12 protein-coding genes are annotated in these 14264 nt (G+C 52.5%); 7 read left to right on the forward strand and 5 right to left on the reverse strand.

Going from position 1 to position 14264, the window contains the following annotated elements; all coding sequences use genetic code 11:
• Positions 1-71 precede the first annotated feature (71 nt).
• Together QNN88_RS22290 and ydfZ are read left to right on the forward strand one after the other, a co-directional pair.
• A complete protein-coding gene (locus tag QNN88_RS22290; RefSeq protein WP_061077462.1) occupies positions 72-758 on the forward strand; it encodes a GntR family transcriptional regulator in 687 nt (228 codons plus the stop codon).
• A gap of 186 nt (positions 759-944) precedes the next feature.
• Positions 945-1148, forward strand: a complete 204-nt coding sequence (gene ydfZ / locus QNN88_RS22295; protein ID WP_042319125.1) for a putative selenium delivery protein YdfZ — start codon at positions 945-947, stop codon at positions 1146-1148.
• A gap of 48 nt (positions 1149-1196) precedes the next feature.
• On the opposite strand, the gene QNN88_RS22300 is transcribed toward ydfZ, so the two are convergent.
• From QNN88_RS22300 to QNN88_RS22315, 4 genes are all read right to left on the reverse strand, one after another.
• Complete coding sequence (locus tag QNN88_RS22300) at positions 1197-2663, reverse strand: mannitol dehydrogenase family protein (protein WP_414242093.1); 1467 nt, start codon at positions 2661-2663, stop codon at positions 1197-1199.
• Between the two features lie 207 nt (positions 2664-2870).
• The gene (locus QNN88_RS22305) at positions 2871-4208 is read right to left on the reverse strand and encodes an MFS transporter (protein WP_414242094.1); all 1338 of its coding nucleotides are present in this window, start codon (positions 4206-4208) and stop codon (positions 2871-2873) included.
• A 58-nt stretch (positions 4209-4266) separates the two neighbouring features.
• The gene (gene rspA / locus QNN88_RS22310; protein ID WP_414242095.1) at positions 4267-5481 is read right to left on the reverse strand and encodes a starvation-sensing protein RspA; all 1215 of its coding nucleotides are present in this window, start codon (positions 5479-5481) and stop codon (positions 4267-4269) included.
• A gap of 264 nt (positions 5482-5745) precedes the next feature.
• Positions 5746-6072, reverse strand: coding sequence for a YnfA family protein (locus QNN88_RS22315; RefSeq protein ID WP_042319138.1), 327 nt, complete (start codon positions 6070-6072; stop codon positions 5746-5748).
• A 152-nt stretch (positions 6073-6224) separates the two neighbouring features.
• On the opposite strand from QNN88_RS22315, the gene QNN88_RS22320 reads away from it, so the two are divergent.
• Positions 6225-6566, forward strand: coding sequence for a DUF1283 family protein (locus tag QNN88_RS22320; protein ID WP_414242096.1), 342 nt, complete (start codon positions 6225-6227; stop codon positions 6564-6566).
• Positions 6567-6598: 32 nt separating this feature from the next.
• The gene (gene speG / locus QNN88_RS22325) at positions 6599-7159 is read left to right on the forward strand and encodes a spermidine N1-acetyltransferase (protein WP_414242097.1); all 561 of its coding nucleotides are present in this window, start codon (positions 6599-6601) and stop codon (positions 7157-7159) included.
• A gap of 16 nt (positions 7160-7175) precedes the next feature.
• On the opposite strand, the gene QNN88_RS22330 is transcribed toward speG, so the two are convergent.
• Positions 7176-7886 carry a YnfC family lipoprotein gene (locus QNN88_RS22330; RefSeq protein WP_414242098.1) on the reverse strand — a complete coding sequence of 237 codons (711 nt, stop codon included), beginning with the start codon at positions 7884-7886 and terminating at the stop codon, positions 7176-7178.
• Between the two features lie 600 nt (positions 7887-8486).
• Between QNN88_RS22330 and QNN88_RS22335 the strand changes: the two genes are divergently transcribed.
• From QNN88_RS22335 to ynfF, 3 genes are all read left to right on the forward strand, one after another.
• Complete coding sequence (locus tag QNN88_RS22335; protein WP_414242099.1) at positions 8487-11087, forward strand: autotransporter outer membrane beta-barrel domain-containing protein; 2601 nt, start codon at positions 8487-8489, stop codon at positions 11085-11087.
• A 169-nt stretch (positions 11088-11256) separates the two neighbouring features.
• Positions 11257-11562 carry a DUF1161 domain-containing protein gene (locus QNN88_RS22340; RefSeq protein WP_414242101.1) on the forward strand — a complete coding sequence of 102 codons (306 nt, stop codon included), beginning with the start codon at positions 11257-11259 and terminating at the stop codon, positions 11560-11562.
• 269 nt (positions 11563-11831) lie between these two features.
• The coding region (gene ynfF / locus QNN88_RS22345; protein ID WP_414242100.1) for a selenate/tellurate reductase subunit YnfF at positions 11832-14264 on the forward strand (2433 nt) is incomplete at its 3' end.

Here is a 14264-nt window from a genome sequence, read left to right on the forward strand (position 1 = left end):
GCGGGCCGGGTATAGCTCACGCCAAAAAAGTGGTAGAATTTGTGGGTTAACTTTCTAAAAAGTAAGAGCGAATGACCGTCGAAACGCAACTCAACCCAACACAACCGGTAAATCAACAGATTTATCGCATTCTTCGCCGTGACATCGTGCACTGCCTTATTGCGCCGGGTACGCCGCTGTCCGAAAAAGAGGTGTCTGTTCGCTTCGATGTCTCTCGTCAACCGGTGCGCGAAGCGTTTATTAAGCTTGCGGAAAACGGCTTGATCCAGATCCGTCCCCAGCGCGGCAGCTACGTCAACAAGATCTCCCTCTCGCAGGTGCGAAACGGCTGTTTTGTCCGTCAGGCTATCGAATGCGCGGTGGCGCGGCGGGCCGCAGCCCAAATCACCGACAGCCAGTGTTATCAGCTTGAGCAGAATCTTAATCAGCAGCGGATTGCCATTGAGCGCAAACAACTGAATGATTTTTTCGAGCTGGATGACAATTTTCACCAGAAGCTGGCAACCATTGCGGACTGTCAGCTGGCCTGGGACACCATCGAAAATATCAAGGCCACCATCGACCGTGTGCGCTACATGAGCCTCGATCACGTCTCTCCGCCTGAAATGTTGCTCCGTCAGCACCTGGATATTTTTGCCGCCCTGGAAAAGCACGACGCTGATGCCGTTGAGAAAGCGATGACTCAGCATCTGCAAGAGATCGGCGAGTCGGTCCTGCTGATCCGCCAGGAAAACAGCGACTGGTTCAGCGAAGAGTAATTCCTCTGCCTCATTTTTCGAGAGATGAGGCTTCCCCGAGTTCTCCCCTGCATGCCTGCATCAAAAAAGATGTGAGATTGATCAAAAACAAAAAAAATCCTGACTGATAAGCGTATTTATATAGCGCCCGTTACGTGGGACCAGAGCCCACGGGCTTTGACGGTAAGTTAGAAAGGAGAAAATACCATGATGACATACGATCGTAACCGTAACGCAATCACCACAGGCAGCCGCGTGATGATCAGTGGCACCGGCCATACCGGTCGCATCAAAGCCATTGAGACTGAAGGCCTGGATGCAGCGCAAATTCGTCGTGAAAAAACAGTTGAAGTGGAAGGCTGTGAAGGCAAATTTGCCCCGGTAGAATTGATTCGTCTCGGCATGAACTAATGGTGTGAGTGCCGGATAATGCCTGATTATCCGGCAGTCCTGAACGCGTTACTTCACTTTCGCCGCATATTTAGCCACGGTAGCTTTCGCCCCTTCCGCCAGCAATGTCTGATACGCCTCTTTCACCGCCTGCGTGAACAATGCCACCTTCGGCAGTTCGCTCCCAAAGATCGCATCAATACCCAGCAATGCTTCAACGCGGCTTTCACCTTCCGCACTGTTTTGCACCGCCTGTTGGATAACCGGCAACAGCGGATCGTTCACTTCAATGGCACTCCCCTGCTCGTCCATGCCGCCGACATAGCGCATCCAGCCCGCCACGCCCAGCGCCAGCAAATCGAAACGGCTGTTGTGGGTCAGATGCCAGCGCACTGAATCCAGCATCCGCTGAGGCAATTTCTGGCTCCCGTCCATCGCAATCTGCCAGGTGCGGTGACGCAGCGCCGGGTTGCTGTAGCGTTCGATCAGCAGATCGGCATAACGCGTCAGATCCACACCCTGCACTTTCAGCGTTGGCGCCTGCTCGTTGAGCATCAGCGCCCGGGCTGCAACGCGATAGTTCTCATCGCCCATACAGTCATTGATGTGCTGATAACCCGCAAGATAGCCCAGATACGCGAGAAATGAGTGGCTGCCGTTGAGCATCCGCAATTTCATCTCTTCAAAGGGGATCACGTCAGAGACCAGTTCTGCCCCCGCTTTTTCCCACTCAGGGCGACCGGCAACAAAGTTATCTTCAATCACCCACTGACGGAACGGCTCACACGCCACTCCCGCCGGATCGCGTACACCGGTCAGTTTTTCAATTTTATCCAGCGTGTCGGCGGTAACGGCCGGAACGATACGGTCAACCATCGTCGACGGGAACGTCACATTCTGTTCGATCCAGGCGGCCAGTTCAGCATCCACAGCGCGCGCATAGGCGGTGACCACGTTACGCATCACGTGACCGTTCTCCGGCATGTTGTCGCAGGACATCACCGTGAAAGCCGCTAAGCCCGCCGCCTTACGACGCGCCAGCGCTTCCACCACTACGCCAGGCGCAGATTTCGGCTGATGCGGGTTTTGCAGATCGGCTGCGATCATCGGGTGATCCAGCATCAGTTGTCCGGTCGCCGGGGAATGGCAATACCCTTTCTCCGTAATCGTCAGGGAAACAATGGCAACCTGCGGTTCACACATCGCTGCCAGCACACTCTCCAGCCCGTCGACCTGAGCATGCAGCGCTTTTTTCACCACGCCCACGACCCTTGCCGTCCAGGCATCCGCGGACATTTCCGCCACGGTATAGAGATTATCCTGCTGTTTGAGATCGGCTATCTGCTGTTCGCCGCCGATCAGGTTCACTTCGCAGTATCCCCAGTCGCTGTTGTGCTCTGCCGCCAGAATATCGGTATACACGCCCTGGTGCGCCCGGTGGAAAGCACCAAAACCAAGATGAACAATACGCGGGATCAGTCGGCTGCGATCGTAGTCAGGAAGCGTCGCGTTTGCCGTTAAGAGCTTGTTTTGCATTGTATGACCTACTTTGAATGGAATCAGGACGGTCCCAGAGTAACGCCTGTATGGTTGTATGTTTTGATTTGAATTAATGTTTCGCTAATTGGTATAACATCATTTAAAAGTTATGTGACAGGATGCGATTTCTGAGCCTGACGCCCAGGGATCGAGCCCTGGGCTGAGCGCTGGCTGCCTCCCTGCAGCCATTAGGGTATTGTTCTCTTAATCGTGCTTATGCCACTCCTGATATTCACGCTTGAGTCGCACAGGCGCGGTTTCCGGCATCATGAGCAGACCAATAATGGAAACGACTCCCAGGACAATCACATAGCTTGCTAACCCATAGTAATGTCCACCGGTGACCTGCAGAATCTTCACCGCTACCAGCCCCAGCACGCCGCTACCAATCAGAGAGCCTAATTGCCAGATTAAAGCGATGCCGCTACAACGAATGTGCGTCGGGAACAGTTCCGGGAAGAACGACGCCTGTGGCGCATAGCACATGCTGTGACCAAAGCTAATGACGATAATCATCACCAGTTGCGTTAACCAGAAACTATCCTGATTAATGGCAAGGAAGAACGGAATGATCATAATGACCTGGATCATCGCGCCCATGATATACACCGGCTTACGACCAATTTTGTCGCAGAGCGCGCCCATCATCGGTATCGCGAGAACTTCGATTACCACCGCAATAATCATGGTTTCCATTAAGATATTGGCATCCAGATTATTAGCTTTGCCATACGCCAGGACGATCACCGTGAACATCGCGAAGGTACAGGCTTCAATCAATTTCGCGCAGACGCCTTTCACCACGATGCCCGGGAAGTCGCGGACAACTTCAATCAATGGGCGGGATTCTTCCGCTTTTGTCTCGCGAATCTGAGCAAAAACCGGAGACTCATCGATTCTCAGGCGAATAAACAGGCCAACAATCACCAGCAGCAGACTGAGCAGGAACGGAATACGCCAGCCGTAATCCATCATCGCTTCCGGCGATAATGTGGCATTGAGCAGCGCAAACAGCGCCATCGGTAGCAGGAAGCCAACCGGCGCACCAATTTGCACCCAACTGGCAAAGAATCCCCGACGTTTCGGTTCTGCATATTCGGCCGTCATCAATACCGCCCCGGCCTGTTCACCCCCGACACCAAACCCCTGGAGGACACGAATAAAAATCAACAGGACAGGTGCCCAGACTCCGATTTTTTCGTACGTCGGCAACAAGCCAATGCAGAATGTCCCGAGCCCGACGATCAGTATCGTGATAACCAGCGCTTTTTTACGCCCCACTTTATCGCCGATATGTCCAAAGACAATGCCGCCCAGTGGCCTTGCCAGGAAGCCCACGGCATAGGTGGCAAATGCCGCCAGCGTACTGATTAGCGGATCGTCGCTGGGGAAGAATAAGTGTCCAAAAAACAGCACCGCCGCAGTGCCATAGGCAAAAAAGTCATAGTATTCGGCTGCAGTACCAATCGCTGAAGCAGAAGCAACACGACGCACTACAGGTTTGCTATCAACATCATTTTTAATATCAACGGAACTAACCATAAATAATTACCTTCGTTGGTTCAGAGGTGAACAACATCCGTGTCGTATAAATGTTAACTTACCAGTTCCACAAGGTGCCATCTTCAAGCCGGGCAACCGGCAAACAGGCGGGGTCATAGGGATATTTCGCCGCCAGTTTTTCATCGAACTCAATACCCAGTCCCGGCTTCTCGCCCGGATGCATATAGCCGTTGTCAAAGGTCCAGTTGTGCGGGAATACTTCCAGCATCTGTTCGGAATAGCCCATGTATTCCTGAACGCCAAAGTTCGGTACCCACAGGTCAAAATGCAGCGCAGCGGCCATACACACCGGCGAGAGGTCGGACGGACCGTGTGACCCTGTACGCACCTGGTAAAGGGAGGCGAAATCGGCGATGCGACGCATGCCAGTGATCCCACCCGCGTGGGTGATCGTGGTGCGGATATAATCGATGAGCTGTTCTTCAATCAGCTGCTTGCAGTCCCAGATGCTGTTGAAGACTTCACCGACGGCAATCGGGGTCACCGTATGCTGGCGAATCAGACGGAAGCACTCCTGATTCTCGGCAGGCGTCGGGTCCTCCATCCAGAAAAGACGATAATCTTCAACGCTTTTACCAAAGCGTGCCGCTTCAATGGGCGTCAGCCGGTGGTGCATGTCGTGCAGCAGATGTTCGTTAAAGCCGAACGTATTGCGCACCGCTTCGAAAAGCGTCGGAGTGAAATCAAGATATTTCTCTGTGGACCACAGTTGCTCTTCCGGCCACAGTCCTTTGGTGGCGGGTTCATAAGCCTGCCCTTTTCCCTTCGCCATCCCGTAAGTGGTTTTCATCCCCGGTACGCCGCACTGAACGCGGATGGCTTTGAAGCCCATCTCTTTATGGCGCGCATAGTCTTCCAGCACATCATCCACGGTGTGACCGGTGGTGTGACAGTAAACCATCACCCCTTCACGCGATGCGCCACCCAGCAACTGATAAAGCGGCATATTGGCGGCTTTGGCCTTGATATCCCACAGCGCCATATCGACCGCGGAGATAGCGGACATGGTTACCGGGCCGCGACGCCAGTACGCGCCTTTATAAAAGAACTGCCAGATATCTTCGATGCGGTGCGCATCGCGACCGATCAACTGTGGGCAAAGATGATCTTTCAGGTACGACACAACGGACAGTTCACGTCCATTAAGCGTGGCGTCTCCCAGACCGGTGATGCCGTCTTCGGTCGTAATCTTCAGTGTGACAAAGTTACGCCCCGGACAGGTGACAAAAACCTCAGCCCCTACAATCTTCATTTTTTCTTCCTGGTTCCGTGTGGTGATGATGAGAATCTACGCAATTCACATACTACCATACAAGTATAAACAGACTGTTTTTCAATCTTGATCACAAAAAATTGCGGGTTATAACAGGAAGACGTTTCAGGGGAAAAGACGAAGAGAAGCCAGCGAATAAAAGCTAAAGTGAACTATTTTATTGATTTAAAAAAGAATAAAGGAAGCGCTATGCGAGTAAAACCACGCAATGCGCCACCGGGAACCTTCCGTTACGCAAAACGCTTACCCGCGCCCCCATCCCGCCACAATAATCAGCATTCCGCAAAGTGCGATGAGCGCCCCGCTCCAGTCATACAGGCTGAGTTTTACGCCATCCACGACGCGCAGCCAGATCAGAGCGGTACAAACATAAACGCCACCATAAGCGGCATACACCCGACCACTGGCGGCAGGATGCAACGTCAGCAGCCAGACGAACAGCGCCAGCGCAACGCCGGCGGGTAACAGCAACCAGACGGTGGCCCCCCGCTTCAGCCAGAGCCAGGGAAGAAAACAGCCGATGATTTCGCACAGCGCGGTGGCAAAAAAGAGTAACGTGGTTTTGATCATCTGATTCATTCATTGACCTGAGGTTCAGGCATAATACGCCATAATCACCCGTTCTTATCCATAACCTTCCGGCGGGTATGCCCTGTACGAGGAATGGTGTAGAATTTGCCTGTTAATGATGCTTTTTGCGTCGCTCATAAAAGGAACTTGCCATGAACATTACGCTTCGCAAACGTCTGTGCCAGACAGCTTTGCTGCTGCTGAGTGCTGTCGTCTACACCGCGACCGCGCAGGCTGAGACCAGCCGACTGGTGATCGAATCGGGTGACAGCGCCCTGAGCCGTCAACAGGCAGCCATGCAAAAAGAACAGTGGGATGACACGCGTAGTCTGCGCCAGAAAGTGAACAAACGCGCGGAAAAAGAGTGGGATAAAGCCGATGCGGCCTTTGACAACCGCGACAGCTGCGAACAGAGCGCCAACCTGAACGCATACTGGGAACCGAACACCCTGCGCTGTCTGGATCGTCGCACCGGTCGCGTGATTGCCCCTTGATATAAAGCGTTAAAGAGACTTAAGGATTTGGTATGACAAGCGCCCTCAGTGTAAAGCTGCGTCCGCTGGAGCGTGAAGATTTACGTTTTGTCCATCAACTCGATAACAATGCCAGCGTCATGCGCTACTGGTTTGAAGAGCCTTACGAAGCGTTTGTCGAGTTGTCCGATCTCTACGATAAGCACATTCACGACCAGAGCGAACGTCGTTTCGTCGTGGAATGTGAAGGTGAAAAAGCCGGTCTGGTCGAACTGGTTGAAATCAATCATGTCCACCGTCGGGCTGAATTTCAGATCATTATTTCCCCGGAATATCAGGGAAAGGGTCTCGCCTCACGTGCCGCCCGTCTGGCGATGGATTACGGATTTACCGTACTTAACCTCTATAAGCTGTACCTCATCGTTGATAAAGAGAACGAAAAAGCGATCCATATCTACCGTAAGCTGGGCTTTATGGTCGAAGGCGAACTGATTCATGAGTTCTTTATTAACGGGGAATACCGCAACACGATCCGGATGTGTATCTTCCAGCATCAGTACCTGGCAGAGCATCGCTCGCCCGGTTCGGCGATGTTAAAACCTACCGCGCAGTAATCGCTGCGCGGTCTTCTCAATAGTAATCGATGGTATTTTTGATCGTGTAGTTGTGCTCGACCGCGGGTTTGACGCTTTCATCGACGATCACCAGCGTACAATCCGTGGGATTGGCATGACGGTCATAATCACAGGTCTGTTTAACGTTCCCCAAAGGGTGATTGTTAAGCAAACTTACCGCCGTATAATCCAGTTTCTTACGTGGATCCGTTGAGGGTTTTGCGCTGACGGATAACGTCTGGTCCTTACTGATCGTGGTTTTGCCAAGCGGATACCCTTCTGCATCATAGCGATACTGAACTTTCATCTCTTTACCCGTTGCCGCAACGACAAAGCCATTATCATCGGTATCCCAGACGACGCCCGCCGAAGGCAGTTCCGCAAGCTGGCATTTCCCCTGTAACCGTACCTTCTTCTCCAGCGTTTCGGCATCGCGATAATAGTTCGCATCCAGCACCAGCGCCACGGCGGTATTGTTTTCAAGATCGTGCAATTCCAGCGAGTCAAAACAGCCTTCCTCAGACAATGTTCCGTTGACGCGTTTCGCCACTTCACCCTTTTCATTAAGTAAGGTCTGACTGAAGTCTTTTACCGGTCCGCGCAAGGGATCAAAGTCAAATTCATTAGAAAAACTGGCCATTTCCGGCGTAAAGGAGAGCGGCGCGGTGCTGTTGTCACATCCCACCAGCGCAACGCCAAGCGCGAAAAGAAATGTCTGTTTTTTCACAGGTTCCCCATAAGTAAAGGATGAGATCCAGTCATAGTAGCAAAGACGGTCGTTTACTGTATACCTGCGCAAAAGCGCCAGATTCATGGGCAGAACGTGACCATACATCACGGTTTCCACTCATGCTAATTGATCAAGATCAAACTAATGTGTTTCAGGTTTTTGCAGTATTCCTAAAAAATACGCCTCGCTTCATTTAAGTAATGATTACCCGCCAAATGAATAGCCGATGAGCCATTCCCTTGGCAATGAAAATAACTCATCCTGCCTATCCATTATCTCATTGTATAAGGATAATTATTTGTACGATTCCTAATATTTTAAATGGCCTTAATAAGAGACATTACTTGTAAAAAAAACATATAAGACCTTATATAAGAAAACTGGCATTATATTAAATAGATAAAACCTATTAAAGGTCATAATAATTAGAAGATAAAACCATTTCGTTATTTTTAATGATGCAAATAAAATACGCTTTAGATAAATAAAGTGTATTTTCACACATTATATCGCATTCTATAAAAGCATTAAGAGATTGTTTTTCAAGTATGAAATGTTGTTTTCAACACCAGGCACTCTCTTATGGAAGAGACAATTATGAATATTAAAAAGTTGCACCACCCAAAATCCATGCTCGCAATCGCTGTGGCACTGGCAGTACAAACCGCCGCCGCGAATGCGGATAATATCAATCTGTTAGCTATTACCCCTCCGACTGACATAACGAGCGACATCATTATCAATGATAATGATTCCCTCACTCTTTCATCAACCGAAAATACAGGTGATAACTGGAATCAGGTTCGTGCGATAAGCGTCGGGAATTCGGGAGTCGGCACACTGATGATTGATGGTCGGGACATCATCGTTACCGATGGCGCTTCAATTGGTAGGTCTGGGACAGGTACTGTCACCTTAACCAATGGCGCAACCTGGCAAAGTAATAACTGGCATATTCAGCTCGGAGGAGATAATGGCTCCGGTACGCTGAATGTGCTTAATGGCAGTAAAATCTCCGGACTGGATGATTTACGCATTGGCGAATCTTACGCGGACGGCAAAGGAGAGGTCACCATTGACGGCGCTAACTCTTCAATTGACACCAGCTGGACCGTAGTGGGTGACCAGGGACACGGTAAGTTATTTATTACTCATGGTGGCCGGCTCTCAACGACGAATCATATCAGTATTGGCTACGTCGGCGTGACGGATAACTCTGTCCAAAACGGTTTTGGCGAAACGCTGGTCGACGGCGCGGGTTCCACTCTGGATGTCGCAGCGGCCATCAACCTGGGTGGGTACTCTACAGAGAATAACACCGCGAAAGGGATCCTGACCGTCAGCAATGGGGCAACCATTAAGTCCGGTACGTTGATCCGTCTCGCCTATGGCAACGGCAGTACCGGTATTTTAAATATCGGCGGCGCGCAGGGTGAAGCCGAACAGGCGGCGGGTAACGTTGAGGCGTCGCGAATTTATCTGATGAATAACAGCGGTCTCAGCACTGCCATTCTCAACTTTAACCACTCCAGTCAGGACTTTGTGCTGGCATCACGAATATACGGTAATGGTGAAGTCAACCACGTCGGCTCAGGCGTAACCACACTGACCGGCGCCAATACCTACAGCGGTAACACGCTTGTCTCCAGAGGGACGCTGCGCGCAGGCGCAGAAAATACGTTTAGTGCCGCGTCTGATTACCTCGTCAGCGACGGTGCCAGTCTGGACCTCAATGGTCATTCGCAGACCCTGAACTCGCTGGAACTGGCAGGTACAACGACGCTCTCCTCCCCGTCACGGCTGAAAGCCGTCTTTACCCCGACCACATTGACCATCAATGGCAATTATGCGGGTAATAACGGTCTGTTAGCCTTGCGTACCGTACTGGGTGATGACCTTTCGGCGACCGATAAGCTGGTGGTTCGTGGTGACACCAGCGGCACTACGCGTGTCAGCGTCACCAACGCCGGCGGCAGCGGATCGCAGACGGTCGAAGGTATACCTATTGTGGAAGTCGAAGGTGCCTCTGACGGGACCTTTGTCAAAGAAGGTCGTATCGTCGCGGGCGCCTATGACTACAACATTATCAAGAAAAACAATCAGAACTGGCATCTGACCAGCGAGGCCATCCCGGAACCATTACCGCCGGATGAGCCCGCACCCGCTTCACCGGAAACACCAGAACAGCCCGTTCCACAACCGCCTGTCGCCCCAGAAGGTGAACATCAGTATCGCCCGGAAACCGGCAGCTATCTGGCGAACACCCTTGCCGCCAACACGCTGTTCACTACCCGTCTGCACGATCGTCTGGGCGAAACCCAGTACACCGATGCGTTCACCGGCGAACAGAAAGTTACCAGCCTGTGGATGCGCCATATCGGCGGACATAACCGCTTCAAGGACGGTTCCGGGCAGATCAGCACCCAGAGCAACCGCTACGTGATGCAACTGGGCGGCGACCTCGCCCAGTGGAGCACCGACAGTCTGGATCGCTGGCATCTGGGTCTGATGGCCGGTTACGCCAACAGCAAGAGCCGCAGTCACTCCAGCCTGACCGGATACAGCTCACGCGGGGAAATCAGCGGCTACAGCGCTGGTCTGTACGGCACCTGGTATGCCAACGACGCCGATAAAACCGGAGCTTACGTCGATGGCTGGGTACTCTACAACTGGTTTGACAACACCGTGTCCGGACAGGGACTGGCATCTGAGAAATATGACTCAGACGGCATCACCGCTTCTGTTGAAACGGGCTACACCTGGAAACTGGCCGAATTCAGCGAGCGCAACGCGCTGTATATTCAGCCTAAAGCGCAGGTGACCTGGATGGACGTGCAGGCCGATACGCACGTTGAGAAAAACGGCACCCGGGTGGTCGATAAAACCGACGGTAACCTGCAAACGCGTCTTGGCGTGAAGGCTTACCTGCAGGGGCATAACGCCATGGATGACGGGAAAGGCCGCACCTTCCAGCCGTTTGTGGAAGTCAACTGGATCCACAATACGCAGAATTACAGCGTGCAGATGGATGACATTAACAACGACGTGAAAGGCAGCCGTAATATTGGCGAACTGAAAGCCGGTGTTGAAGGCCAGTTGACGAAAAACGTCACCCTGTGGGGTAACGTCGCGCAACAGGTTGGTGATAACGGCTACAGCGATACGCAAGGTATGTTAGGGCTGAAATACAGCTTCTGATCCCTCTCCCGTGGCAACACAGGGATTTCACCCAAACCCCGATGATGTCGGGGTTTTTGCGTTTGGGCAAGCGTACGCTTTCAGATTCTTCAACGAGTTGCCCGCCATGACAATAGCTTACACTGACAATGCTATGCTTATTTTGAGCATCTCAACAATGGAGCTGATGATGAAATTATCCCGAGGAATACTGGCAGGCGTTCTGCTGATCGCCTCCCCGCTGGTTTTTGCCGCCCCCGACTCCTGCGAACGTGTCAGGAGTGATATTGAACAGCGCATCATCAATAACGGCGTGCCGGAGGCCAATTTCACCCTGAGTATCGTGCCAAACGATCAGGCAGACCAACCGGATTCACAGGTTGTTGGACACTGCGCCAACGACACACATAAAATTCTCTACACCCGAACCAGCAGTGGTAATGCCCCTTCCAGCACCACGCCTTCTCAGGATGGCGCCCCTGGCGAGCCGCAATAATTCCCTCTGTTTTTCTCCCTCCGGCAACGGAGGGGGTCCCCTCACTTTGATATGGATTAATACCCCCTAATCATTAAGGGGTAAAATACCTCCCTGTTTCGCCTGTCTCTGATATCGCTATAGACAATCATATACAGCACGCTGTTCGAAGGTACTGCATCTGTGCAGTGTCTTCCACACCACTCTGATTAATAAAGAAAAATAAATGACGGTTCCTAAAAACAGGGACGTAACCTGGTCAATTTTTGACATTAGCAAAGTGAGCAACCATGAAAATCACCACGCCTGAGGCGTTAATGACGGCCGGTATCAGCCGCCGTAGTCTGGTGAAATCATCCGCTATTGGCAGCCTTGCGCTTGCCAGTAGCGCTTTCACCCTTCCTTTCACACGAATCGCCCGCGCTGCAGAAGGCATTGCGCCCTTGCCGGTCGAAGAAAAAGCGGTCTGGAGTTCCTGTACCGTCAACTGCGGCAGTCGTTGTTTGCTGCGTTTGCACGTCAAAGATGACGTCGTTTACTGGGTTGAATCTGACACCACCGGCAATGACGAGTACGGCAATCACCAGGTTCGCGCCTGCCTGCGCGGTCGCTCAATACGGCGACGTATGAATCATCCGGACCGTCTGAAATACCCGATGAAACGCGTCGGCAAACGCGGCGAAGGGAAATTTGAGCGTATCTCCTGGGATGAAGCGCTGGATACTATTGGCGACAACCTGAAGCGGATCCTGAAAGATTACGGTAACGAAGCGGTCCACGTGCTGTACGGTACCGGCGTTGACGGCGGAAATATTACCAACTCCAACGTCCCTTATCGGCTGATGAATTCCTGCGGCGGCTACCTTAGCCGTTACGGCAGTTACAGCACCGCGCAAATCAGCGCAGCCATGAGCTATATGTTTGGCAGCAACGACGGCAACAGCCCGGACGATATCGCCAACAGTAAACTGGTGGTGATGTTTGGTAATAACCCCGCGGAAACCCGCATGAGCGGCGGGGGCGTCACTTACTACGTCGAGCAGGCGCGAGAACGTTCAAATGCGCGAATGATCGTCATCGATCCGCGCTATAACGACACCGCGGCCGGACGCGAAGACGAGTGGCTGCCCATCCGCCCTGGGACGGATGCTGCGCTGGCCGCAGGTATCGCCTGGGTGCTGATTAATGAAGATTTAGTCGATAAGCCATTTCTGGATAAATATTGCGTCGGCTACGATGAAACCACCCTGCCTGCCGACGCGCCGCGTAACGCCCACTATAAAGCCTATATTCTTGGCGACGGGCCAGATGGTATTGCCAAAACCCCGGAATGGGCATCCCGCATCACCAGTATTCCGGCGGACAAAATCATCCAGCTGGCCCGTGAAATTGGCTCGGCAAAACCGGCCTATATCTGCCAGGGGTGGGGACCTCAGCGCCACTCTAACGGCGAGCAAACCGCCCGGGCGATCGCCATGCTGTCGGTGCTCACCGGCAACGTTGGCATCAACGGCGGCAACTCAGGCGTGCGTGAAGGCACCTGGGATCTCGGCGTAGAGTGGTTTTCGATGCTCGATAACCCGGTTAAAACGCAAATTTCCGTGTTCACCTGGACCGACGCTATCGATCACGGCACCGAGATGACAGCGACCCGCGACGGTGTTCGGGGCAAAGAGAAACTGGATGTTCCGATCAAATTCATGTGGTGCTACGCCAGTAATACGCTGATTAACCAGCATGGCAATATCGCCCACACGCATGACGTGCTGCAGGATGACAGCAAGTGCGAAATGATTGTCGGCATCGAACATTTCATGACGGCATCGGCGAAGTACTGTGACATTCTGCTGCCGGATTTAATGCCGACCGAGCAGGAGGATCTGATTTCCCACGAATCCGCTGGCAATATGGGCTATGTGATCCTCGGTCAGCCCGCCACCTCCGCGAAGTTTGAAAGAAAGCCTATCTACTGGATGTTAAGTGAAATCGCCCGCCGACTCGGCCCGGACGTCTACCAGACTTTCACCGAAGGACGCTCGCAGCATGAATGGGTGAAATACCTGCATGCGAAAACCAAAGAGCGCAATCCGGAAATGCCGGATTACGAAGAGATGAAGCAAACCGGCATCTTTAAGAAAAAATGTCCTGAAGAACATTACGTCGCCTTCCGCGCCTTCCGTGAAGATCCCAGTGCTAATCCGCTGAAAACGCCGTCAGGGAAAATTGAAATTTACTCTGCGCGACTCGCCGCCATCGCCGAGACCTGGGAACTGAAGAAAGATGAGGTCATCCATCCTCTTCCCGCCTATGCGCCCGGTTTTGACGGCTGGGACGATCCAATCCGCAAAACGTACCCGCTGCAGCTTACCGGCTTCCACTACAAAGCGCGTACCCACTCCAGCTATGGCAACATCGACGTTCTGCAACAGGCTTGCCCACAGGAGATCTGGATTAACCCAATCGATGCCAGGTCCCGTGGAATTCAGCACGGCGACACCGTCCGAGTGTTTAACAACAACGGACAAATGCTGATCCCTGCCAAAGTGACCCCGCGCATCCTGCCCGGCGTCACCGCTATCGGTCAGGGGGCTTGGCTGAAAGCCGATATGTTTGGCGATAAGGTCGATCACGGCGGCTCCATTAACATCCTGACATCGCACCGCCCTTCGCCGCTGGCCAAAGGCAATCCTTCTCACAGTAATCTCGTTCAGGTTGAAAAGGTC

The sequence above is a fragment of the Citrobacter sp. ANG330 genome (genome assembly GCF_047467925.1).
Classification (GTDB): Bacteria; Pseudomonadota; Gammaproteobacteria; order Enterobacterales; family Enterobacteriaceae; genus Citrobacter_A; species Citrobacter_A amalonaticus_G.